Consider the following 23,354-nt stretch of genomic DNA (forward strand, 5'->3'; position numbering starts at 1 on the left):
CTCGCGATAGCGGACTTTCAGGCAACCTTTGTACTGAATGTACCGCCGTCATCGCGGGCAGCCCGCTCCCACAGGGTTCTGCATTCCCCCACCAGATCTACATCCACCCATACTCAGCCATCGACAACGGATCGCCGTCGCCGATGATGAAATGGTCGAGCACCCGCACGTCAATCAACTCCAGCGCCTTTTGCAGGCGATTGGTCAGCACCCGGTCGGACTGACTGGGGTCGGTGTTGCCCGACGGATGGTTGTGGCAGAGGATCAATGCTGCTGCGTTGTTGGCCAGGGCACGCTTGACCACCTCTCGCGGATGAACACTGGTGTTGTCGATGGAGCCGCGAAACAGCGTCTCAAACGCCAGTACCTGATGCCTGGAATCGAGAAACAGACACCCAAACACCTCGTGCGGCTCGTGGCGCAGCATCGATTTCAGGTACTCACGAACCGCGTGCGGATTCTCCAGTGCCGATTTTTGGCGCGCTCGCTCGGCCAGATGGCGCCTGCTCATTTCTTGCGCAGCCTGCAACTGTGCAAATTTCGCCGGCCCAAGTCCCAGCTGCTTGCTGAACGTTTCCTGATCGGCCTCAAGCAGCAAACGCAGGCTGCCAAACTGATTCAACAGGTGTCGCGCCAGATCTACTGCACTTTTACCCACCACGCCCGTACGTAAAAAGATCGCCAGCAGTTCGGCGTCCGAAAGGCTTCCCGCACCCTGTTCAAGCAACCTCTCCCGCGGCCGTTCCGTCGCCGGCCAATCGCGAATACTCATAGCACCTCCCTGTCTGTGGGCACCGCTGTTCCGTAGCGGTCGCTGTGATATCGTAGCCCATCTTTTTTGCGGGCGAATTCATCCTGGGGAGGGGGTTTCGCCACGTATGTCACCAACGAATTGAAAGGCAGGCCTATGCAGCGGCTGTATCGGAAACGCATTGTTCTGGGCGTCGGCGGCGGCATCGCTGCCTACAAGAGCGCCGACCTGGTTCGCCGCCTGATCGATCAGGGCGCCGAAGTGCGCGTGGTCATGACTCGTGGCGGCGCAGAGTTCATCACCCCGCTGACTATGCAGGCCCTGTCCGGGCACCCGGTCCACCTGGACCTGCTGGACCCGGCGGCCGAAGCAGCCATGGGCCACATCGAGCTCGCCAAATGGGCCGACCTGGTGCTGATCGCCCCCGCCACGGCGGACCTTATTGCCCGCCTGGCCCAAGGCATTGCCGACGATCTGCTGACCACGCTGGTGCTGGCCACCGACGCAGTGGTCGCCGTCGCACCGGCAATGAACCAGGCGATGTGGCGCGATCCGGCGACCCAGGCCAACCTGCAAACCCTAGAAAGTCGCGACATCAAGGTCTTCGGCCCGGCCTCCGGCAGCCAGGCCTGCGGCGATGTCGGCCTGGGGCGCATGCTCGAAGCCATTGAACTGGCCCAGTGTGCCGCCGACTGCTTCCAGCGTCAGGCGCTGACCGGCAAACACGTGCTGATCACGGCCGGCCCGACCCAGGAAAACATCGACCCGGTGCGCTACATCACCAACCACAGCTCCGGAAAAATGGGCTTTGCCCTGGCCGAAGCCGCCGTGGAGGCCGGTGCCCGCGTGACCCTGATCACCGGCCCCGTACACCTGCCGACTCCCGATCGCGTCACCCGCATCGATGTGGTCAGCGCCCGCGACATGCTCGCCGCGTGTGAAGCGGCGATCCCTTGCGATCTGTTCATCGCCTCGGCAGCGGTCGCGGATTACCGTCCGGAAGTCGTCGCCCCGCAGAAACTCAAGAAAGATCCTACGAACGGCGACGGCTTGTTGCTACAGATGGTGCGTAACCCGGACATCCTGGCCACCATCGCCACCCGCCCCGACCGTCCGTTCAGTGTCGGTTTCGCCGCCGAGACCGAACACCTGCTCGATTACGCTGCACGCAAGCTGAAAGACAAGAACCTCGACCTGATCGTCGCCAACGACGTCGCCAACCCGAGCATTGGCTTCAACAGCGAAGAAAACGCCTGCAGCGTCATCGACCGTGAACTTCACGCCACACTTTTCGCCCAGACCAGCAAGAGCAAGATTGCTCGCCAGCTGATCACTTTTATCGCCGAACGTCTGAACCAGGTTTAATTTACATGCACGCTTTGCAAGCCAAGATCCTCGACCCCCGCATCGGTACCGAATTCCCGCTGCCGCAATACGCCACACCAGGCTCCGCCGGCCTCGACCTGCGCGCCATGCTGGAACAGGACACCGTGATCAAGCCTGGTGAAACCGTGCTGATCCCCACTGGCCTGTCGGTTTATATCGGTGACCCAAACCTGGCGGCGCTGATTCTGCCGCGCTCGGGAATGGGCCATAAGCACGGCATCGTGCTGGGCAACCTGGTGGGTCTGATCGACTCCGACTACCAAGGCCCATTGATGGTCTCCTGCTGGAACCGTGGCCAGACCGAATTCACCATGCCGGTCGGCGAGCGCCTGGCGCAACTGGTGCTGGTGCCGGTGGTACAGGCTCACTTCGAGATGGTTGAAGAGTTTGTTGAAACCGAGCGCGGCACTGGCGGTTTCGGCCATACCGGTACCCGCTGATCCGATCACGCTGTTCTTGGGGCGGGGGATCTGACTCCCTCGCCACAAAATTCAAATTGTCATCTGCAAGGTTTAGCTCCGGAAATCAAGGCATTGCCCGGCCAAACCCTTGCCGTCAGGGGCGTCATGGCCCTTTCATACCACGAACTCTCTGTGGAAAACGCCGTCATACCCTTCAGTTTGAACCTGCTGCCGAATGAATCGGCGGCCTGTCCAGCCACTTTCGAGATGGAGCATTTCCACAGATGAACACCCCGGCCAAAATCGTACCCAAGTTCCCTGACAGCATCTTCCGCGCCTACGACATCCGCGGCACCGTCCCGGAATTCCTGAACGCCGAAACCGCTTACTGGATCGGCCGCGCCGTCGGCTCCCAAAGCCTGGCCCAGGGCGAGCCAAACGTGTCCGTCGGTCGCGATGGTCGCCTGTCCGGCCCGGAGCTGGTCGCGCAACTGATCAAAGGCATCGCCGACAGCGGCTGCCACGTCAGTGATGTCGGCCTGGTCCCGACTCCGGCGCTCTACTACGCCGCCAACGTACTGGCCGGCAAATCCGGCGTGATGCTCACCGGCAGCCACAACCCGTCGAACTACAACGGCTTCAAGATCGTCATTGCCGGCGACACCCTGGCCAACGAACAGATCCAGGCCCTGCACGACCGCCTCAAGACCAACAACCTGAGCAGCGGCCAGGGCAGCATCACCCAGGTCGAGATTCTCGATCGCTACACCACCGAAATCGTCCAGGACATCAAGCTGGCCCGTCGCCTGAAAGTGGTCGTCGACTGCGGCAACGGCGCGGCCGGCGTGATCGCCCCGCAACTGATCGAAGCGCTGAACTGCGAAGTCATCCCGCTGTTCTGCGAAGTGGACGGCAACTTCCCGAACCACCACCCGGACCCGGGCAAACCTGAAAACCTCGTGGACCTGATTGCCAAGGTCAAGGAAACCAACGCTGACATCGGCCTGGCCTTCGACGGCGATGGCGACCGCGTCGGCGTGGTGACCAACACCGGCAGCATCGTCTACCCGGACCGCCTGCTGATGCTGTTCGCCCGCGACGTCGTGGCGCGCAACCCGGGCGCCGAAATCATCTTCGACGTCAAATGCACCCGTCGCCTGATTCCGCTGATCAAGGAATACGGTGGTCGGTCGTTAATGTGGAAGACTGGTCACTCGTTGATCAAAAAGAAAATGAAACAATCCGGCGCCCTGCTGGCTGGCGAAATGAGCGGGCACATTTTCTTCAAGGAGCGCTGGTTCGGTTTCGACGACGGCATCTACAGCGCCGCGCGATTGCTGGAGATCCTCAGCAAGGAAAAATCCTCGGCCGAAGAGCTGTTCGCGACCTTCCCGAACGATATTTCTACGCCGGAAATCAATATCCATGTGACCGAAGAGAGCAAATTCAGCATCATTGATGCATTGCACGATGCGCAGTGGGGCGAAGGCGCCGACCTGACCACCATTGACGGCGTGCGAGTCGACTATGCCAAAGGCTGGGGCCTGGTACGCGCCTCCAACACCACTCCGGTGCTGGTGCTGCGTTTCGAGGCCGATGACGAGGCTGAATTGCAGCGCATCAAGGACGTATTCAAAGTCCAGTTGAAGCGTGTTGCACCTGATCTCCAACTACCGTTCTGATTCACCCGGAGCCCTGAATGACCCTCGAACGCGAAGCCGCCGCCAACACCGCCAAGGTCCTGTCCGAAGCGTTGCCTTACATCCGCCGCTATGTCGGCAAGACACTGGTGATCAAATACGGCGGCAACGCGATGGAAAGCGAGGAGCTGAAAACCGGCTTCGCCCGCGACATCGTGCTGATGAAGGCCGTGGGCATCAACCCGGTGGTGGTTCACGGTGGCGGCCCGCAAATCGGTGACCTGCTCAAGCGCCTGTCGATCGAGAGCCATTTCGTCGACGGCATGCGCGTCACCGACGCCGCGACCATGGATGTGGTGGAAATGGTCCTCGGCGGCCAGGTCAACAAGGACATCGTCAACCTGATCAACCGTCATGGCGGCAGCGCCATCGGCCTGACCGGTAAAGACGCCGAGCTGATTCGCGCGAAGAAGCTCACCGTTACCCGTCAGACACCGGAAATGACCACCCCGGAAATCATCGACATCGGCCACGTGGGCGAAGTAGTCGGCATCAATACCGACCTGCTGAACCTGCTGGTCAAGGGCGATTTCATCCCGGTGATCGCGCCCATCGGCGTCGGTGCCAACGGCGAGTCGTACAACATCAACGCTGACCTGGTGGCCGGTAAAGTCGCCGAAGCGCTGAAAGCCGAGAAGCTGATGCTGCTGACCAACATCGCCGGCCTGATGGACAAGTCGGGCACGGTCCTGACTGGCCTGACAACCCAGCAAGTCGACGACCTGATCGCCGACGGCACTATCTACGGCGGCATGCTGCCGAAGATCCGTTGCGCACTGGAAGCGGTCCAGGGCGGCGTGGGCAGCTCGCTGATCATCGACGGTCGCGTACCGAATGCGATCCTGCTGGAAATCTTCACCGATACCGGCGTGGGCACCCTGATCAGCAATCGCAAGCGTCCTTAAGCGATAGCGCAAACAAAAAGACCCCGCTCGGCCTGGCTGAGCGGGGTCTTTTTTTGCACCGTCTTCCCTATGGAAGGCTGCTTTTTTGTGGCGAGGGAGCTTGCTCCCGCTTGAGTGCGCAGCACTCACGACATTCTTGGGTCTGCTACGCAGCCCAGCGGGAGCAAGCTCCCTCGCCACACAAGCTCCCCACAGGGAATAGCGATTAAACGCCGAACTGCGCGCGGTACGCTTCCACGGCTGGCAGATGCTGCTTGAGCTGCGGGTCATCTGCCAGGAATTCCAGCACCTGGTTCAGCGAAACGATGCTGATGACCGGGATGCCGAAGTCACGCTCGACTTCCTGGATCGCCGACAACTCGCCGTTGCCACGCTCCTGACGGTTCAGGGCGATCAGCACGCCAGCGGCCTTGGCGCCATCCTGGGAGGCGATGATCTGCATCACTTCACGGATTGCGGTGCCGGCGGTGATCACGTCGTCGATGATCAGAACGTCGCCGGTCAACGGTGCGCCAACCAGGCTGCCGCCTTCACCGTGGGCCTTGGCTTCCTTGCGGTTGAAGCACCATGGCAGGTCACGGTTGTGATGCTCGGCCAGGGCCACCGCAGTAGTCGCCGCCAAAGGGATGCCTTTGTAGGCCGGGCCAAACAGCACGTCGAAGGGAATGCCGCTCTCGGCAATGGCAGCGGCGTAGAAACGTCCCAGCTGCGCCAGAGCCGAACCCGAGTTGAACAGGCCAGCGTTGAAGAAGTAAGGACTGGTGCGCCCGGACTTCAGGGTGAACTCACCGAAGCGCAAAACGCCGCGATCGATGGCAAAACGGATGAAATCGCGCTGATACGCTTGCATGAAAAAACCCCAAATACCACGGATTTAGCTAATTAGCTTGACGCCGTGTATCATACACGCACGCGATTTTTGGGGCCATTTATGCGGATCATCAGTGTGAACGTCAATGGTATTCAGGCTGCAGTCGAGCGTGGTTTGCTCAGTTGGCTGCAGGCACAGAATGCCGACGTCATCTGCCTGCAGGACACCCGCGCCTCCGCCTTTGAACTGGACGATCCAGCCTTCCAACTGGATGGATACTTCCTTTATGCCTGCGATGCCGAAGTTCCCGCCCAAGGCGGCGTGGCTTTGTATTCGCGGCTGCAACCGAAGGCTGTCATCAGCGGTCTCGGTTTCGAGACGGCCGACCGCTACGGGCGCTACCTGCAAGCCGATTTCGACAAGGTCAGCATCGCGACCTTGCTGCTCCCTTCGGGGCAGAACGGCGATGAAGACTTGAACCAGAAGTTCAAGCTAATGGACGACTTCGCCCGTTATCTGGATAAACAGCGACGCAAACGCCGCGAGTACATTTATTGTGGCTCTCTGTACGTGGCGCAACAGAAGCTGGATATCAAGAACTGGCGCGACAGCCAGCAATCTCCGGGCTTTCTGGCACCTGAACGTGCCTGGATGGACGAGATTGTCGGCAACATGGGTTATGTCGACGCCCTGCGTGAAGTCAGCCGTGAAGGCGACCAGTACAGCTGGTGGCCGGACAACGAACAGGCGGAGATGCTCAACCTCGGTTGGCGCTTCGACTATCAGTTGCTGACCCCTGGCCTGCGCCGCTTCGTACGCAGCGCACGCCTGCCACGCCAGCCGCGGTTCTCGCAACACGCGCCACTGATCGTGGACTACGACTGGACGCTGACCATTTAAGCGTCGTTTCGCAGACACAAAAAAGCCGACAGCAATGTCGGCTTTTTTGTGGGTACTCGTTTTTGCTTTTCTGTGGGAGCGAGCTTGCTCGCGATGACGATACACCAGATACCGATGCAGTGGCTGTCAGACCGCTATCGCGAGCAGGCTCGCTCCTACGGGGGGGATCTTCGTTGATCGTTATTTGATCAACCGCCAAGTGAACGGATACCGATAAGGCTGCCCCTCATTGGCCTTCACCCCGGCAATGATCGTAAGCACCAGCGCACCGATCGCGATCAGGCCAAACAGGAAGAACCCGATAATCACCACCATCAGCAAGAAGCAGATAGCCGAGGCGATTGCGACGGTGATCTGGAAGTTCAGCGCTTCCTTGCCCTGGGCATCGATGAACGGGTCCATCTCGCGCTTCATCTGCCAGAGAATCAGCGGGCCGATGATCGTGCCGAACGGAATCCAGATCCCCAGCAAGGCGGACAAGTGGCAAAACATGGCCCACTGACGCACCTCTTGGCTCGGCGTGGGCAGCGGCAGTTGCTCGTCACTCATGGTGTCCTCCTTGTCTGGAGCAGTCCGGTCAGTCAGCCAGTGCGGCCTTTTGCAGTTCGAAGATCTCGTTCATGCCTTTCTTGGCCAGTTCGAGCATCGCGTTCAGCTCTTCAGGCTGGAACGGCGCGCCTTCGGCAGTGCCCTGGACTTCGATGAAACCGCCAGCGCTGGTCATTACCACGTTCAGGTCAGTCTCGGCGGCCGAGTCTTCCAGGTAATCGAGGTCGAGCACAGGCTCACCCTTGTACATGCCCACGGAAACCGCAGCGATCATTTGCTTGACCGGGTCGCCGCCCTTCAGGCCGCCACGCTTCTTGATGACTTTCAAGGCATCGATCAGCGCAACCATGGAACCGGTGATCGACGCGGTGCGGGTGCCACCGTCGGCCTGGATCACGTCGCAGTCGACGTACAGGGTGACGTCACCCAGCTTGGTCATGTCCAGCGCAGCGCGCAGGGAACGGCCGATCAAACGCTGGATTTCCAGGGTTCGGCCGCCTTGCTTGCCGCGGCTCGCTTCACGCTGGTTACGTTCGCCGGTTGCGCGCGGCAGCATGCCGTACTCGGCGGTCAACCAGCCCTGGCCCTGGCCTTTCAGGAAACGCGGTACGCCCGGTTCAACGCTGACGGTGCAGATGACCTTGGTGTCACCGAACTCGACCAGCACAGAACCCTCGGCGTGTTTGGTGTAGTTGCGGGTGATGCGGATCGAGCGGAGCTGATCGGCAGCGCGACCACTTGGACGTATCATAGGGAGTACCTGTACTGGGGACGGAAAACTGCGGAGCATTATAGAGCCGACGGCCGCCACTGGGCACTTCTAAAAAATTCCGCCGACGACCGAGGGCTCTGCACCGCGCGTCGGTGCAGGCCTGCCGCTCTTTGTCACACTGTGTGTTTGGGCGCATCTGCGCCACTGCGCTACAATCCTGCGCCTTTGCTGCCAGTCGGCTTTAATTCATTGATATCGGATTCCCGGAACCTCGGTTCTGTGCCGATCTGCCTTGCGAGGTACCTCCATGGTGCACAGCATGACCGCCTTCGCCCGCGTCGAGAAAGCCGGCGTCCAGGGCACCCTGAGTTGGGAACTGCGCTCGGTCAACAGCCGCTACCTGGAACCCCACCTGCGTCTCCCGGAATCCTTCCGTGACCTCGAGGGCGCTGTTCGTGAGGCCCTGCGCCAGGGAGTATCGCGGGGCAAGCTCGAATGTACCCTGCGCTTCACCGAAGAGAACACCGGCAAGGCGCTGCAAATCGATCAGGAGCGCGCCGCGCAACTGGTCGCCGCCGCCGAGACCATCGCCAGCCTGATCAAGAACCCGGCAGCGCTGAACCCACTGGAAGTCCTGGCCTGGCCCGGCGTCCTGGTAGGCGACGCCACCGACCCGCAAGCCTTGAACGCCGAAGCGCTGGCACTGTTCAACCAGGGCCTCAAGGAACTGAAGGCCGGCCGCGAGCGCGAAGGCACGGAGCTGGCGCGGCTGATCAACGAGCGCCTGAGCTCCATCGAAGAAGACGTGGTGACCTTGCGCGAACTGGTTCCGCAAATGCTCGCCACCCAGCGCCAGAAAGTCCTCGACCGCTTCGCCGACATGAAGGCCGAGATGGACCCGCAGCGCCTGGAGCAGGAAATGGTCATGCTCGCGCAAAAAAGCGACGTCGCCGAAGAACTGGATCGCCTGAGCACTCATATCATCGAAGTTCGCCGGGTGCTCAAATCCGGCGGCGCCGCCGGTCGGCGCCTGGACTTCCTGATGCAGGAACTCAACCGCGAAGCCAATACACTGGGCTCCAAAGCCTTCGACCCGCGCAGCACCCAGGCTGCGGTCAACCTCAAGGTGTTGATCGAGCAGATGCGCGAACAAGTGCAGAATATTGAGTAAGGCTACCCCGACATGACACACAGCACCGGCACCCTGTACATCATTTCCGCCCCTTCGGGCGCGGGCAAGAGCAGTCTGGTCAAGGCCCTGACCGACGCAAACCCGGAGATCCGCGTCTCGGTCTCCCACACCACCCGCGCCATGCGTCCCGGTGAAGTGAATGGCGTGAACTATCACTTCGTCGACCGCAGCGAGTTCGTGAAGATGATCGAACACGGGGATTTCCTCGAGCGCGCCGAAGTGTTCGGCAATCTCTACGGCACTTCGCAAAGCCACCTTCAGCAGACCCTGGACGAAGGCCACGACCTGATTCTGGAAATCGACTGGCAAGGTGCCGAACAAGTACGCAAGCTGATGCCTCAGGCCCGCTCGATCTTCATTCTGCCGCCGTCATTGCAGGCCCTGCACCAGCGCCTGACCAATCGCGGCCAGGACAGTGATGAAGTCATTGACGGCCGGATGCGCGAAGCCGTCAGCGAAATGAGCCACTACGTCGACTACGACTACCTGATCATCAACGACGATTTCGCCCACGCGCTGCACGATCTGAAGGCGATTTTCCGCGCCAATCAGCTGATTCAGAAGCGTCAGCAGCAGCGTCACGGCAAATTGCTGGCTGAATTGCTCGGTTAATCAGCCCTTCCCAAAACAGCTGCAAGGGCTTTACATTGGCACTTGTAGCGCGTTGAAGGGCCTGGTCAAAAAATCAGCGCTTCCCTAAACGCTGGTGATTTTTTAAACTGTTGAGTCCGCTCGCCCATCCGGGCAACGCGCATATTGCATTTGCTACGAGGAAGACCATGGCCCGCGTAACCGTTGAAGACTGCCTAGAACACGTGGATAACCGCTTTGAGCTGGTCATGCTCTCTACCAAGCGTGCCCGTCAACTGGCCACCGGCGGCAAAGAGCCGAAAGTAGCATGGGAAAACGACAAGCCTACCGTCGTCGCCCTGCGTGAAATCGCTGAAGGCCTGATCGACTACGCAGCTATCGCCGAAGCCGAAATCGTTGAAGATGAACCGCTTTTTGCTGCATTCGAGGACGAGTCCAACGAGGCCGTCTAAGCCTATGCCTGGTCGACGTAGCACGGCGCGGGATAAAAGCTTACGGCAGGAGACATCATGCCGAGCATAGACGCCCTCGCCGATCGCTTATCGACCTACCTCGGCAAGGACCAGGTCAATCTGGTCCGCCGAGCGTATTTCTACGCCGAACAAGCCCACGACGGCCAACGCCGCCGTAGCGGCGAGGCGTACGTCACGCACCCACTCGCGGTTGCGAATATTCTTGCCGACATGCACATGGACCATCAGAGTCTGATGGCTGCGATGCTGCATGACGTGATCGAAGACACCGGTATTGCCAAGGAAGCGCTGCAAGCGCAGTTCGGCGAAACTGTGGCCGAACTGGTCGACGGGGTCAGCAAACTGACCCAGATGAACTTCGAGACCAAGGCCGAGGCGCAAGCCGAAAACTTCCAGAAAATGGCCATGGCCATGGCCCGCGACATTCGCGTGATCCTGGTCAAGCTGGCCGACCGCCTGCACAACATGCGCACGCTGGAAGTGCTGTCCGGCGAAAAACGCCGGCGCATCGCCAAGGAAACCCTGGAAATCTATGCGCCCATCGCTAACCGGCTGGGCATGCACGCCATCCGCATAGAGTTCGAAGACCTCGGTTTCAAGGCCATGCACCCGATGCGTTCCGCGCGGATCTACCAGGCGGTCAAACGCGCCCGGGGCAACCGCAAGGAAATCGTCAACAAGATCGAAGAATCCTTAAGCCACTGCCTGGCCATCGATGGCATCCAGGGCGAGGTCAGCGGTCGCCAGAAACACCTCTACGGCATCTACAAGAAAATGCGCGGCAAGCGTCGGGCCTTCAACGAGATCATGGACGTCTACGCGTTCCGGATCATCGTCGACAAGGTCGATACCTGCTACCGCGTGCTGGGTGCCGTGCATAATTTGTACAAACCGTTACCGGGGCGGTTCAAGGATTACATCGCAATCCCCAAGGCCAACGGCTACCAGTCGCTGCACACCACGCTGTTCGGCATGCACGGTGTTCCGATCGAGATCCAGATCCGCACCCGTGAAATGGAAGAGATGGCCAACAACGGCATCGCCGCCCATTGGCTGTACAAGTCCAGCGGCGACGAGCAGCCGAAAGGCACCCATGCCCGCGCCCGCCAGTGGGTCAAGGGCGTGCTGGAAATGCAGCAACGCGCCGGCAACTCGCTGGAATTCATCGAAAGCGTGAAGATCGACCTGTTCCCGGACGAGGTCTATGTGTTCACGCCCAAAGGCCGGATCATGGAGCTGCCGAAGGGCTCCACGGCAGTCGACTTCGCTTACGCGGTGCACACCGACGTGGGCAACAGCTGCATTGCCTGCCGGATCAATCGTCGTCTCGCGCCACTGTCCGAACCGCTGCAAAGCGGCTCCACGGTCGAGATCGTCAGCGCCCCAGGTGCGCGGCCGAACCCGGCCTGGCTCAACTTCGTGGTCACCGGCAAGGCGCGCACGCACATACGCCATGCACTGAAGCTGCAACGCCGCTCCGAATCCATCAGCCTCGGCGAGCGCCTGCTGAACAAGGTCCTCAATGGTTTCGACAGCTCGCTGGAGAAAATTCAGGCCGAACGCGTCAAGGCCATGCTCGTCGAGTACCGCCTGGAACTGATCGAAGACCTGCTGGAAGACATCGGCCTGGGCAATCGCATGGCCTATGTGGTGGCCCGCCGGTTGCTGGGCGAAGGCGAACAGTTGCCTAGCCCTGAAGGCCCGCTGGCGATTCGCGGCACCGAAGGCCTGGTGCTCAGCTACGCCAAGTGTTGCACGCCGATCCCGGGCGACCCGATTGTTGGCCACCTGTCCGCCGGCAAAGGCATGGTCGTGCACCTGGACAACTGCCGCAATATCAGCGAAATCCGCCACAACCCGGAAAAATGCATCCAGCTCTCGTGGGCCAAGGATGTCACCGGCGAATTCAACGTCGAGCTGCGCGTCGAGCTGGAACACCAGCGCGGCCTTATCGCCCTGCTGGCCAGCAGCGTCAACGCCGCCGACGGTAACATCGAGAAAATCAGCATGGACGAACGCGATGGTCGCATCAGCGTGGTCCAGTTGGTGGTCAGCGTGCACGACCGCGTGCACCTGGCCCGCGTGATCAAGAAACTGCGCGCCTTGACCGGGGTGACTCGCATCACCCGCATGCGCGCCTAAGCCCTAATTACAAGGAGTCCTACATGACCAAGACTGTTATCACCAGCGACAAGGCCCCGGCCGCCATCGGTACTTACTCCCAGGCGATCAAGGCTGGCAACACCGTTTACATGTCGGGTCAGATTCCCCTGGACCCAAAAACCATGGAACTGGTTGAAGGCTTCGAGGCCCAGACCGTCCAGGTGTTCGAGAACCTCAAGGCCGTGGCTGAAGCCGCTGGCGGTTCGTTCAAGGACATCGTCAAGCTGAACATCTTCCTCACCGACCTGAGCCACTTCGCCAAGGTCAACGAGATCATGGGCAAGTACTTCGACCAGCCTTACCCTGCCCGCGCCGCCATCGGCGTAGCAGCCCTGCCAAAGGGTTCGCAGGTTGAAATGGATGCCATCCTGGTCATCGAGTAATGCGTACGGCGCAGCCTCGGGCTGCGCCGACTGCTCTGCTGTAAAGAATGCTTGAAAGGATTCCACCCATGCGCAACGCGCTTGCTCTCTCTCTGCTCGCCCTGTTCCTGGGCGGATGTGCCAGCAACCCTGCCGACCGCGACATCAGCGGCACCTGGATCAACCAGGTGGCGATCGATGCTGCCGCCAAAGGCGTCCCCCTGCGTGAAGCTCTCCAGGCCTATGGTCCGAACCTGGAATGGGACATCAACACCAAGGCCGGTCAGGCCCGCTACACCAACGGTTTTGAAAATGTCGACGGCAAGCTGCTGGGTGAACAGTCCGGCGCCTGGAAAGTCGACTTTTATGGCAGCTCGGCCAGTGAGCTGAAGCGTGACGGCAAGCAACTGAGCCAGTCCGCCAGCGACAACGAGCCTGAACAAGTCTTCGACCGCGTACAGATCCAGGTACCGGATGGCGCACCGATAGGCGCCAGCTTCGAACGTGCGCTGTATTCAGCCTACATGGGCGGCGGCTGGACAATCGTCAACGGCCCAGGCGAAGGCAACACGGTTCAATTCCAGGCCGACGGCCAAGTGACCGGCCTGCCAGGCAGCGATCGCTATGCGTTGTGCCTGGCCGGTGATTGCGCATCCATGAGCGGTGGCAATGACAACATGTGGCTGCAACTCAATGGCCAGGGCAACGCCTGGATCTTTGCACGCAAGGGCAAGGAACTGGAGATTTTCCAGACCGTGAACACGGCGCAGGCGGACGAGATGCCCTCGTTCACCCCGGGTGAGCGCAAGTGGTTGCTCGAGAAGCAATAAGCATCCCTTGAAAGCACCACAAAACACTGTGGGAGCGAGCTTGCTCGCGATGAGGCCATAACATCCAACATCATCGTTGACTGTTATGCCGCCATCGCGAGCAAGCTCGCTCCCACAGGTGTTTACGGTGCCTGGAAGTCAGCAGCGCCCTTCCAGAATCGCCGCATACCCCTCGCGGAAACTCGGATACTTCGGCGTCCAGCCCAATGCCTTGGCCCGCGCATTACTGCAGCGCTTGCTGCCTGTGCGACGCACGCTGTCGTCATCAGCCCATTCGGTCACACCCAGATACTCACGCAACCAGCCCACCACATCGGCCAGCGCTGCCGGCGCGTCATCGACGCCGATGTAGACATCATCCAGCGCAACGCCACGCCGATCCGCCTCAAGCAGGCACGCCATCAATCCTGCGGCGTCGTCGGCATGAATCCGATTGGCATACAGCGGCGGATCAGTTACCACGCGATACCCCCGACGAACCTGAGTCAGCAACCACTCACGGCCCGGACCATAAATGCCGGTCAGACGCACGATGCTCGCCGGAATGCCGCTCTTGAGGGCCAGTTGCTCGGCTTCGAGCATCACACGCCCGGAATAACCCGCCGCCACGGCTGGCGAAGCCTCGTCGACCCATTCGCCATTCTGCTGACCGTAAACACTGCTACTGGACACGAACAACAGGCGATTGGGCACCTGCCCGTAGTCGTCCAGCCACTCCAGCACGTGTTCCAGGCCCTGGACATACGCAGCGCGGTAACCGGCTTCGTCGTGATCGGTGGCCGCCGCGCAATACACCAGGTAATCCACGGCGCCGATTGGCCAGGTAGCCGGGCAGTCTTTGTTGAACAGGTCACCGGCCACGCCGATGACGCCCTTGGGCAGACGTGAAACGTCGCGTCGCAGGCCATGGACCTCCCACCCCGCCGCCAGCAATTGTGTGGCCAGGCGGCTGCCGACATCACCGCAGCCGGCGATCAAAACAGTAGGCGCAGACATCAGAAAACTCCCATCGGAAAGCCACAGACTAGCGCCGGCAATAGACAGGCGGCTAGCAATGCAGGAAAAAAAGAGACGCTATTACTTTTGTTAACAAGAATTAATTGCAATAATGCCTCCCCACTTTTGTTCTCGGCCTTCGAGGCCTGGAAGAACATCACCCGTTTTTTCTCTCAGGTCCGGCCAGCATGACACGCAATCAATTCTTCGCTTCGCCAACCAAACGACCTCGCGCCTGGAGCGCGGTGGCCGCCCTGTTCCTCAGCCTGATGCTCGCGCCGGTCGCCGCTTTCGCCGATGCCCAGGCGCCAGCCACACCGGCCGCCACCGCGCCGGCTCCGGCCGATCATGCCGCCCCGGCCGTTACTCCGGTCGCGACCGATCCTGCCCAGGCCGCATCGGCAGAAGCGTTGGGTGAAGACGTCCCTGAAGTCCTCGAAGCCGACAACACCCTGGGCATGGCCCATGACCTGTCGCCGTGGGGCATGTACAAGAACGCCGACATCATCGTGAAAATCGTGATGATCGGCCTGGCCATCGCCTCGATCATTACCTGGACCATCTGGATCGCCAAGGGTCTTGAGCTGATGGGCGCCAAGCGTCGTCTGCGCGGTGAAATCGCCCAACTGAAAAAATCCGCCTCCCTCAAGGAAGCCAGCGCCACCGCAGCAAAGGAAGGCACCCTGGCCAACCTGCTGGTACATGATGCTCTCGAAGAGATGCGCCTGTCGGTCAACAGCCGTGAGAAAGAAGGCATCAAGGAACGCGTCAGCTTCCGTCTTGAGCGCCTGGTCGCGGCCTGCGGTCGCAACATGAGCAGCGGCACCGGCGTGCTGGCCACCATCGGTTCCACCGCGCCGTTCGTCGGCCTGTTCGGTACCGTATGGGGCATCATGAACAGCTTCATCGGCATCGCCAAGACCCAGACCACCAACCTCGCCGTCGTCGCGCCCGGTATCGCCGAAGCCCTGCTGGCTACCGCGCTGGGCCTGGTTGCAGCGATCCCTGCGGTCGTGATCTACAACGTATTCGCCCGCTCCATTGCCGGTTACAAGGCTCAGGTGTCCGACGCGTCGGCACAGGTCCTGCTGCTGGTCAGCCGCGACCTCGACCACCAGTCTGAGCGCAGCTCGCAACCGCACATGGTGAAAGTGGGGTAATCGGCCATGGGCCTGCATTTGAAAGAAGGGGCAGACGACGATCTGTCCGAAAACCACGAAATCAACGTTACGCCGTTCATCGACGTGATGTTGGTGCTGTTGATCATCTTCATGGTGGCGGCCCCGCTGGCCACCGTGGACATCAAGGTCGACCTGCCCGCCTCGACCGCCAAACCGGCGCCGCGGCCAGAGAAACCGGTGTTCCTCAGCGTCAAGGCTGACCAGCGCCTGTTCCTCGGCGAAGACGAAGTGAAGGCCGAAGCACTCGGCGCCACCCTCGACGCCAGGACCCAGGGCAAGAAAGACACGACGATCTTCTTCCAGGCCGACAAAGGCGTGGATTACGGCGACCTGATGAGCGTGATGGACAACCTGCGTTCTGCCGGTTACCTGAAGGTCGGTCTGGTCGGACTCGAGACGGCAGCCAAGAAATGATCACGACGCGCCATAAACTGACGCGTTACAGCGGTAGCCTGGCTGTGGTGCTGGGTGTTCACGCGCTGGCCATCGCGCTGGCGCTGAACTGGTCCGCCCGTCCGCCCATCGAGTTGCCCCCTCAGGCAATGATGGTCGAACTGGCACCGGTTCCTGCCCCGCCACCGCCTGCTCCGCCGAAGGTCGTCACCCCGCCGCAGCCACCGGCTCCGGTTGAAGAACTGCCGATACCCAAGCTCGCCGAAGCGCCGAAAGCCGAAATTGCTGTGCCCAAGCCGGTCAAACCCAAGCCGAAGCCGCAACCGCCCAAGCCGGTAGAGAAGAAACCCGAGCCGCCGAAGGAAAAGCCGGCCGAAGAAAAACCGGCCGAAACCCAGCAGACTCAGGTACCGACGGAGAAATCCGCCCAGCCTGCGCCAGGCCCTTCGCCTGCTCAAATGGCAGCCAAGGCCAGCTGGCAAGGCACGTTGCTGGCGCACCTGCAGAAGTACAAGAAGTACCCTGCAAGTGCCCAGGCGCGGGGCAAGGAAGGCATGAACCGTCTGCGTTTCGTCGTGGATGCCGAAGGCAATGTGTTGTCGTTTGAGCTGGTAGGCGCCTCGGGCACTGCCGATCTGGACCGGGCCACCCTGGAAATGATCCGCCGCGCCCAACCGCTGCCCAAGCCACCGGCCGACATGCTGACCAATGGCTCCATCGAAATCGTTGCACCGTTTGTGTATTCGCTGGAGAAACGCCGCCGCTGATAACACCAGCACCTTTAGGAGCGAGCCTGCTCGCGAAGAGGCCGTCACATTCAACATCAACGTTGACTGACACACCGCTTTCGCGAGCAGGCTCGCTCCTACAAGTTCGTAAATCCAGCCAAAAAGGCACCGAAAGGTGCCTTTTGCATATCTTCCAGCGGCAATCCGGCATTGCCCGGTGTCACTCGACGCACTCAGTCTGATAACGTGCGTCTATCGATTGCAGCCGGTATGCTTGGCCCGCAACTACATGGACGCTTGCTATGACCCTCACAGAATTACGCTACATCGTTACCCTCGCCCAAGAGCAGCACTTCGGCCATGCGGCCGAGCGTTGCCACGTCAGCCAGCCGACCCTGTCGGTGGGCGTGAAAAAGCTTGAAGACGAACTCGGTGTGCTGATTTTCGAGCGCAGCAAGAGCGCCGTGCGCCTGACGCCGGTCGGCGAAGGCATCGTGGCCCAGGCCCAAAAGGTATTGGAACAGGCCCAAGGCATCCGCGAACTGGCCCAGGCCGGCAAGAACCAGCTGACCGCCCCACTCAAGGTCGGCGCGATCTACACCGTCGGACCGTACCTGTTTCCGCACCTGATTCCACAACTGCACCGGGTCGCCCCGCAGATGCCGTTGTACATCGAAGAAAACTTCACCCACGTGCTGCGCGACAAGCTGCGCAACGGTGAGCTCGACGCGATCATCATCGCCCTGCCGTTCAATGAAGCCGACGTGCTGACCCTGCAGCTCTACGACGAGCCGTTCTACGTGTTGATGCCGGCGCAGCACCCGTGGACGCAAAAAGAATCCATCGACTCCAGTCTGCTCAACGACAAGAGCCTGCTGCTGCTCGGCGAAGGCCACTGCTTCCGCGATCAGGTACTGGAAGCCTGCCCGACCCTGACCAAAGGCAACGACGGCGCCAAGCACACCACGGTGGAATCCAGCTCCCTGGAAACCATTCGCCACATGGTCGCCTCGGGCCTCGGGATTTCGATCCTGCCGTTGTCGGCAGTCGACAGCCATCACTACGCCCCCGGCGTGATTGAGGTGCGTCCGTTGTCGGCACCCGTACCGTTCCGCACCGTGGCCATTGCCTGGCGCGCCAGCTTCCCGCGTCCGAAAGCGATTGAAATCCTCGCTGACTCCATTCGCCTGTGCTCGGTGGCCAAGCCAGCGGCGCAAGTCGCTGCGGGCTAAGCAACGGTCATGAGCGAGTTGTCGCAAGTGTCGGTGACGGCACTCAAGGGTGTCGGTGAAGCCATGGCCGAGAAACTGGCCAAGGTCGGCCTGGAAAACCTCCAGGACGTGTTGTTTCACCTGCCGCTGCGCTATCAGGATCGCACCCGTGTCGTGCCGATCGGCGCACTGCGGCCCGGTCAGGATGCGGTCATCGAAGGCACCGTCAGCGGTGCCGATGTGGTCATGGGCCGTCGGCGCAGCCTGGTGGTCCGGTTGCAGGATGGCACTGGCGGACTCAGCCTGCGCTTCTATCATTTCAGCAACGCGCAAAAGGAAGGCCTCAAACGCGGCACGCGGATTCGCTGCTACGGCGAGGCGCGGCCCGGCGCTTCGGGGCTGGAGATCTACCACCCGGAATACCGCGCCATCACCGGTGACGAACCGCCGCCAGTGGATGAAACCCTGACCCCGGTCTACCCGCTCACCGAAGGCCTGACCCAACAGCGCTTGCGCCAGTTGTGCATGCAGACCCTCACCCTGCTCGGTCCCAGCAGCCTGCCCGACTGGCTGCCGAACGAACTGGCCCGCGACTACCAATTGGCGCCGCTGGCCGACGCGATCCGCTACCTGCACAACCCGCCCGCCGATGCCGACGTCGATGAACTGGCCCTCGGTCACCACTGGGCGCAGCACCGTCTGGCTTTCGAAGAACTGCTGACCCATCAACTGTCGCAACAGCGTCTGCGCGAAAGCATGCGCGCCCTGCGTGCGCCCGCGATGCCCAAAGCCACGCAACTGCCGGCCAAGTACCTGGCCAACCTCGGCTTCAGCCCGACCGGTGCCCAGCAACGGGTCGGCAATGAAATCGCCTATGACCTCAGCCAGCACGAACCGATGCTGCGGCTGATCCAGGGCGACGTCGGCGCCGGTAAAACCGTGGTCGCCGCCCTTGCCGCGCTGCAAGCGCTGGAGGCCGGTTATCAGGTCGCGCTGATGGCGCCCACCGAGATTCTCGCCGAGCAGCACTTCATCACCTTCAAGCGCTGGCTCGAGCCGCTGGGTATTGAAGTCGCCTGGCTGGCCGGCAAGCTCAAGGGCAAGAACCGCGTCGCCGCCCTGGAGCAAATCGCCAGCGGCACGCCGATGGTGGTCGGCACCCACGCGTTGTTCCAGGACGAAGTGCAATTCAAGAACCTGGCGCTGGTGATCATCGACGAACAGCACCGTTTCGGCGTACAGCAGCGGCTGGCCTTGCGGCAGAAAGGTGTCGGCGGACGCATGTGTCCACATCAGCTGATCATGACCGCCACGCCGATTCCGCGCACGCTGGCCATGAGTGCCTACGCCGACCTCGACACCTCGATCCTCGACGAACTGCCCCCCGGTCGCACACCGGTCAACACCGTGCTGATCACCGACACCCGGCGGGTCGAAGTCATCGAGCGGGTGCGCAGCGCTTGCGCCGAAGGGCGTCAGGCCTATTGGGTGTGCACACTGATCGAAGAGTCGGAAGAGCTGACCTGCCAGGCCGCCGAAACCACGTACGAAGATCTCACCGCTGCCCTCGGCGAGTTGAAAGTCGGGCTGATCCACGGCCGCATGAAGCCTGCGGAAAAAGCTGCGGTGATGGCCGAGTTCAAGGCCAGCAACCTGCAACTGCTGGTCGCCACCACGGTGATCGAAGTAGGCGTGGACGTGCCCAACGCCAGCCTGATGATCATCGAGAACCCCGAGCGCCTGGGACTGGCGCAATTGCACCAGTTGCGCGGCCGCGTCGGCCGGGGCAGCGCCGTCAGCCATTGCGTGCTGCTCTACCATCCACCGCTGTCGCAGATCGGCCGCCAGCGCCTGGGCATCATGCGCGAAACCAACGATGGTTTCGTCATCGCCGAAAAGGATCTGGAACTGCGCGGCCCCGGCGAAATGCTCGGCACCCGGCAGACCGGCCTGCTGCAATTCAAGGTCGCCGACCTGATGCGCGACGCCGATTTGCTGCCCGCCGTGCGGGATGCCGCCCAGGCATTGCTTGAGCGCTGGCCGACCCACGTCAGCCCGCTGCTCGACCGATGGCTGCGTCATGGCCAACAATACGGCCAAGTGTGACAACCGTCACGGTTTCTGAGGCGTGGTCCCAAGCAAGCTGGTTATACTCCTGCAATTGTTTAAGTACGGATACAGACCATGACCGAAGTTGCCTTCGCACCCGACACCCCGCACGCTCCGTCGGTTATTCGGCTGATGCTGGGCAAGTTAGGCATTGCCTATGAAGAAGTGCTGGACCGTCACGGCCTCAATGCCGCGCGTAAAGTGCAGGCCGTTCTGCTGGATGACAGCGTTGGCGTATTGATGGTGCTGTTCCCGCAGAGCCAATTGCTGGACCTCAATCGCCTCACTGAACTCACCGGTCGGCGCCTCGCCGCCGTACCCACCGAACGCCTGACAAAAATGCTCGGCAAGCACAACCTCAGCTTGCTGCCGGGCCTGCCGGCACTGACCAGTTCACCGTGCCTGTACGACGAAAGCCTGCTGCGTGAGCCGAAGTTGCTGATCAACTCCGGTGAGCCGGGCGTGCTGCTGGAAATCTCCAGCGAAGACTTCAAGGCGACCATGCTGACCAAGGCCAGCGCCGCCAACTTCGGCGAAAACCTGACCAGCATCCGTCCCAACCTCGACCGCCCCGATGATGACCGCAAGGAAATCACCCAGGCCGTCCAGGCGTTCACCGCACGGCGCATCCAGCAGCGTCTGGAAGCGACCATCGAGATTCCGCCGCTGGCCGAAACCGCGCAAAAAATCATCAAGCTGCGCGTCGACCCCAACGCCACCATCGACGACATCACCGGCGTGGTCGAAACTGACCCGGCGCTGGCCGCACAAGTCGTGAGCTGGGCGGCATCGCCCTACTACGCCTCGCCGGGCAAGATCCGCTCGGTGGAAGACGCCATCGTCCGGGTGCTGGGCTTCGACCTGGTGATCAACCTGGCGCTGGGCCTGGCCTTGGGCAAAACCCTGAGCCTGCCCAAGGACCACCCGCAACACTCCACGCCGTACTGGCAGCAATCGATCTACACCGCCGCCGTCATCGAAGGCCTGACCCGCGCCATGCCGCGCGCCCAGCGCCCGGAAGCCGGCCTGACCTACCTCGCCGGCCTGCTGCACAACTTCGGCTACCTGCTGCTGGCCCACGTGTTCCCGCCGCACTTCTCGCTGATCTGCCGCCACCTGGAGGTCAACCCGCACCTGTGCCACAGCTTCGTGGAACAACACCTGCTGGGCATCAGCCGGGAACAGATCGGCTCGTGGCTGATGCGCTACTGGGACATGCCTGAAGAACTGGCCACCGCCCTGCGCTTCCAGCACGATCCTCACTACGACGGCGACTTCGCTGAGTACCCGAACCTGGTGTGCCTGTCGGTGCGCCTGCTTCGCAGCCGTGGCATCGGCTCGGGCCCCGACGAAGATATCCCCGACGCCCTGCTCGAACGCCTTGGCCTGAGCCGCGAAAAAGCCAATGACGTGGTCAGCAAAGTCCTCGAGGCCGAAGTGCTGTTGCGCGAACTGGCTTCGCAATTCACTCAAGGCTGAAAAGCATCGCGGGCAAGCCACGCTCCCACATGGATCACCTGAATCCTGTAGGAGCGGGCTTGCCCGCGAAGGTCGTCAACGATGACGCGTGCATCCTGGATAAACACGGGGTACTTGAGTTTCTCGTCGGAACGCCGCCCGGAGCAAGCTCGCTCCTACGCCTTCTTCGGCTTCAAGTACTTTGTCAGCCCCTGGAACCAGATCACCAGCGCCGGGTTGCCCTTGATCTGAATCGACTTGTCCTGAATCCCCGTCATGAACGCCAGTTGCTTGTTCTTCGCCTGCATCGTGGCAAAGCCGTACGCGGCGTCTTTGAAGGCAATCGCAAACGCAGGCTCGGCATGCACACCCGATTGGCTGGTGATGCGCTGGTCCTTCACGCGGAATTGCCGCGCCACTTTCCCGTCCAGGGTCTGCAGCTGAAACACCAGGTCCTTGTCACCCAGTTGCTGCTGAAACGCCGGATTGGTCCGGCTGGCCTTACCCATCAACAAACCCAGCATCCACAGCAGAAAACGAAATTTCATGCGCACAGCCTCAAGAGAAAAATGAACGGCTGGGGCAGTTTAACGGCTTCAGGCGATAACACCAGTATCTGCTTGCGTTAGAAGAAGATCAGAACCATTACCCTCACGATGACCACCAAGTCACAATTATCAAAACTTCCTTCAAGACCACTCCACACACCACTCCTACACCAAACGAAACACATTCTGTAGGAGCTGCCGGAGGCTGCGATTTTTTGATCTTCAACCCCGCAAACCTATCGGACATTTCCTTCAATACGCTGGGCTATACATGAACTAGGCGTACTTGGCCGGCACCGATAACCTCTCCCAGTCACTGCAAAGTTGGTGACTCGGACGTGCAAGTCCGGACTCGTCATGCAATCGGTTATGGCTATTCACCGGGTGTTTTTTTATCCTCGCGAATCGTTATGGCGGCTGTGTGTGGGAGTCCTTCGGGTCTGCCGGCAACCGAGTCCGGTCTTGCACACCTATACACAGCTGCCACCTTTTTCGAAGCAAGCGAAACTGTGTGAGCTCCATAACTCGGTGATTCAAATGTTCAAACCAACACCTAATCCGCCAGAAGATCCGGCTACATCCCCCTACGAATCCCTCGATTCCAAAAAACTCCACGAAGCCGCCGAACGCGCCCTCGATCACTATCTCGCCCCACCAAAACAAGCACCAACGAAACGCAGCGGCCAACTCTTCAGTGTCTGCCCGGACATCAACACCGAAGCACTCCTGGCCAACGCATCGGAAGATTTGCTGTCCATCAGCGCCATCGCCGCGGACCTGGCCGATGATGTAGACGGCTCACGCCGCTCAGTAGCCCTGGCGATCAGTCGCGTGGCTGAGGGGGCGCATTTGCTGGTAGAGCGGGCGCTGGATCATCTGGATGGACCGGAAATGGCGGCGATTCTCGCCAAGCAACAAAGCGGGCTCGGCTGATTCGCCACCCACAAAAAATGGGCACCCAACCCTGGTTGGCGTGCCCATTTTTTATTCCACTCCCCCGCTGC

General features: G+C 61.0%; 23 protein-coding genes and 1 pseudogene. 18 read left to right on the forward strand and 6 right to left on the reverse strand.

Translation table 11 applies throughout. The features are described 5' to 3' along the window. Positions 1 to 97: 97 nt before the first annotated feature. Positions 98 to 772, reverse strand: a complete 675-nt coding sequence (gene radC / locus KGA96_RS02110) for a RadC family protein (protein ID WP_223465211.1) — start codon at positions 770 to 772, stop codon at positions 98 to 100. A 135-nt stretch (positions 773 to 907) separates the two neighbouring features. Between radC and coaBC the strand changes: the two genes are divergently transcribed. The 4 genes and pseudogenes from coaBC (at position 908) to argB (ending at position 5,143) form a co-directional block, all read left to right on the forward strand. Continuing rightward, positions 908 to 2,116 (forward strand): bifunctional phosphopantothenoylcysteine decarboxylase/phosphopantothenate--cysteine ligase CoaBC, encoded by a 1,209-nt coding sequence (gene coaBC / locus KGA96_RS02115; protein WP_046038959.1) that lies wholly within the window; start codon positions 908 to 910, stop codon positions 2,114 to 2,116. 5 nt (positions 2,117 to 2,121) lie between these two features. Further along, positions 2,122 to 2,577 carry a dUTP diphosphatase gene (dut, locus tag KGA96_RS02120; protein WP_007975171.1) on the forward strand — a complete coding sequence of 152 codons (456 nt, stop codon included), beginning with the start codon at positions 2,122 to 2,124 and terminating at the stop codon, positions 2,575 to 2,577. Between the two features lie 269 nt (positions 2,578 to 2,846). Further along, a pseudogene (locus KGA96_RS02125) lies at positions 2,847 to 4,220 on the forward strand (phosphomannomutase/phosphoglucomutase); the annotation flags it as partial. 17 nt (positions 4,221 to 4,237) lie between these two features. Then, on the forward strand, positions 4,238 to 5,143 hold the full coding sequence (gene argB, locus KGA96_RS02130; protein WP_008047078.1) for an acetylglutamate kinase: 906 nt from the start codon (positions 4,238 to 4,240) through the stop codon (positions 5,141 to 5,143). A 205-nt stretch (positions 5,144 to 5,348) separates the two neighbouring features. On the opposite strand, the gene pyrE is transcribed toward argB, so the two are convergent. Further along, entirely contained in the window at positions 5,349 to 5,993 is a 645-nt protein-coding gene (pyrE, locus tag KGA96_RS02135) for an orotate phosphoribosyltransferase (protein ID WP_011336558.1), read from the reverse strand. 81 nt (positions 5,994 to 6,074) lie between these two features. Here pyrE and KGA96_RS02140 point away from each other — a divergent pair, with 81 nt between their 5' ends. After that, on the forward strand, positions 6,075 to 6,854 hold the full coding sequence (locus KGA96_RS02140; RefSeq protein WP_003176915.1) for an exodeoxyribonuclease III: 780 nt from the start codon (positions 6,075 to 6,077) through the stop codon (positions 6,852 to 6,854). Positions 6,855 to 7,034: 180 nt separating this feature from the next. On the opposite strand, the gene KGA96_RS02145 is transcribed toward KGA96_RS02140, so the two are convergent. Together KGA96_RS02145 and rph are read right to left on the reverse strand one after the other, a co-directional pair. Beyond that, positions 7,035 to 7,403 (reverse strand): DUF4870 domain-containing protein, encoded by a 369-nt coding sequence (locus tag KGA96_RS02145; RefSeq protein ID WP_046038952.1) that lies wholly within the window; start codon positions 7,401 to 7,403, stop codon positions 7,035 to 7,037. A 28-nt stretch (positions 7,404 to 7,431) separates the two neighbouring features. After that, positions 7,432 to 8,154 carry a ribonuclease PH gene (rph, locus tag KGA96_RS02150; protein WP_007975179.1) on the reverse strand — a complete coding sequence of 241 codons (723 nt, stop codon included), beginning with the start codon at positions 8,152 to 8,154 and terminating at the stop codon, positions 7,432 to 7,434. A 268-nt stretch (positions 8,155 to 8,422) separates the two neighbouring features. Here rph and KGA96_RS02155 point away from each other — a divergent pair, with 268 nt between their 5' ends. The 6 genes from KGA96_RS02155 (at position 8,423) to KGA96_RS02180 (ending at position 13,726) form a co-directional block, all read left to right on the forward strand. Next, a complete protein-coding gene (locus tag KGA96_RS02155; protein ID WP_046038949.1) occupies positions 8,423 to 9,286 on the forward strand; it encodes a YicC/YloC family endoribonuclease in 864 nt (287 codons plus the stop codon). A 12-nt stretch (positions 9,287 to 9,298) separates the two neighbouring features. Next, entirely contained in the window at positions 9,299 to 9,919 is a 621-nt protein-coding gene (gmk, locus tag KGA96_RS02160) for a guanylate kinase (RefSeq protein WP_046038947.1), read from the forward strand. Between the two features lie 167 nt (positions 9,920 to 10,086). Continuing rightward, a complete protein-coding gene (gene rpoZ, locus KGA96_RS02165) occupies positions 10,087 to 10,350 on the forward strand; it encodes a DNA-directed RNA polymerase subunit omega (protein WP_007921129.1) in 264 nt (87 codons plus the stop codon). Positions 10,351 to 10,407: 57 nt separating this feature from the next. Then, positions 10,408 to 12,513 carry a bifunctional GTP diphosphokinase/guanosine-3',5'-bis pyrophosphate 3'-pyrophosphohydrolase gene (spoT, locus tag KGA96_RS02170; RefSeq protein WP_046038943.1) on the forward strand — a complete coding sequence of 702 codons (2,106 nt, stop codon included), beginning with the start codon at positions 10,408 to 10,410 and terminating at the stop codon, positions 12,511 to 12,513. Between the two features lie 23 nt (positions 12,514 to 12,536). Beyond that, positions 12,537 to 12,917, forward strand: a complete 381-nt coding sequence (locus tag KGA96_RS02175) for a RidA family protein (RefSeq protein ID WP_003229509.1) — start codon at positions 12,537 to 12,539, stop codon at positions 12,915 to 12,917. A 68-nt stretch (positions 12,918 to 12,985) separates the two neighbouring features. Beyond that, complete coding sequence (locus KGA96_RS02180) at positions 12,986 to 13,726, forward strand: hypothetical protein (protein WP_008047086.1); 741 nt, start codon at positions 12,986 to 12,988, stop codon at positions 13,724 to 13,726. A gap of 138 nt (positions 13,727 to 13,864) precedes the next feature. Here KGA96_RS02180 and KGA96_RS02185 read toward each other — a convergent pair whose 3' ends face one another. Beyond that, on the reverse strand, positions 13,865 to 14,722 hold the full coding sequence (locus tag KGA96_RS02185; protein WP_046038940.1) for an SDR family oxidoreductase: 858 nt from the start codon (positions 14,720 to 14,722) through the stop codon (positions 13,865 to 13,867). 188 nt (positions 14,723 to 14,910) lie between these two features. Here KGA96_RS02185 and exbB point away from each other — a divergent pair, with 188 nt between their 5' ends. From exbB to KGA96_RS02215, 6 genes are all read left to right on the forward strand, one after another. Then, entirely contained in the window at positions 14,911 to 15,882 is a 972-nt protein-coding gene (gene exbB, locus KGA96_RS02190) for a tonB-system energizer ExbB (protein ID WP_046038938.1), read from the forward strand. Positions 15,883 to 15,888: 6 nt separating this feature from the next. Next, positions 15,889 to 16,317 carry a TonB system transport protein ExbD gene (exbD, locus tag KGA96_RS02195; RefSeq protein ID WP_007975187.1) on the forward strand — a complete coding sequence of 143 codons (429 nt, stop codon included), beginning with the start codon at positions 15,889 to 15,891 and terminating at the stop codon, positions 16,315 to 16,317. Continuing rightward, positions 16,314 to 17,063 (forward strand): energy transducer TonB, encoded by a 750-nt coding sequence (locus KGA96_RS02200; protein WP_046038935.1) that lies wholly within the window; start codon positions 16,314 to 16,316, stop codon positions 17,061 to 17,063. Before exbD ends, KGA96_RS02200 begins: the two co-directional genes overlap by 4 nt. Before the next feature lie 263 nt (positions 17,064 to 17,326). Next, on the forward strand, positions 17,327 to 18,256 hold the full coding sequence (locus KGA96_RS02205; RefSeq protein ID WP_046038933.1) for a hydrogen peroxide-inducible genes activator: 930 nt from the start codon (positions 17,327 to 17,329) through the stop codon (positions 18,254 to 18,256). A 9-nt stretch (positions 18,257 to 18,265) separates the two neighbouring features. Further along, positions 18,266 to 20,341, forward strand: a complete 2,076-nt coding sequence (recG, locus tag KGA96_RS02210; RefSeq protein ID WP_223511489.1) for an ATP-dependent DNA helicase RecG — start codon at positions 18,266 to 18,268, stop codon at positions 20,339 to 20,341. A gap of 78 nt (positions 20,342 to 20,419) precedes the next feature. Next, positions 20,420 to 21,823, forward strand: a complete 1,404-nt coding sequence (locus KGA96_RS02215) for an aminoacyl-tRNA deacylase and HDOD domain-containing protein (RefSeq protein ID WP_046038931.1) — start codon at positions 20,420 to 20,422, stop codon at positions 21,821 to 21,823. A gap of 155 nt (positions 21,824 to 21,978) precedes the next feature. Here KGA96_RS02215 and KGA96_RS02220 read toward each other — a convergent pair whose 3' ends face one another. Next, a complete protein-coding gene (locus KGA96_RS02220; RefSeq protein WP_046038928.1) occupies positions 21,979 to 22,350 on the reverse strand; it encodes a hypothetical protein in 372 nt (123 codons plus the stop codon). 537 nt (positions 22,351 to 22,887) lie between these two features. On the opposite strand from KGA96_RS02220, the gene KGA96_RS02225 reads away from it, so the two are divergent. Further along, entirely contained in the window at positions 22,888 to 23,283 is a 396-nt protein-coding gene (locus KGA96_RS02225) for a DUF6124 family protein (RefSeq protein WP_046039537.1), read from the forward strand. Positions 23,284 to 23,354: the final 71 nt, after the last annotated feature.

It is taken from the genome of Pseudomonas sp. GL-R-26 (assembly GCF_019947365.1).
Classification (GTDB): domain Bacteria; phylum Pseudomonadota; class Gammaproteobacteria; order Pseudomonadales; family Pseudomonadaceae; genus Aquipseudomonas.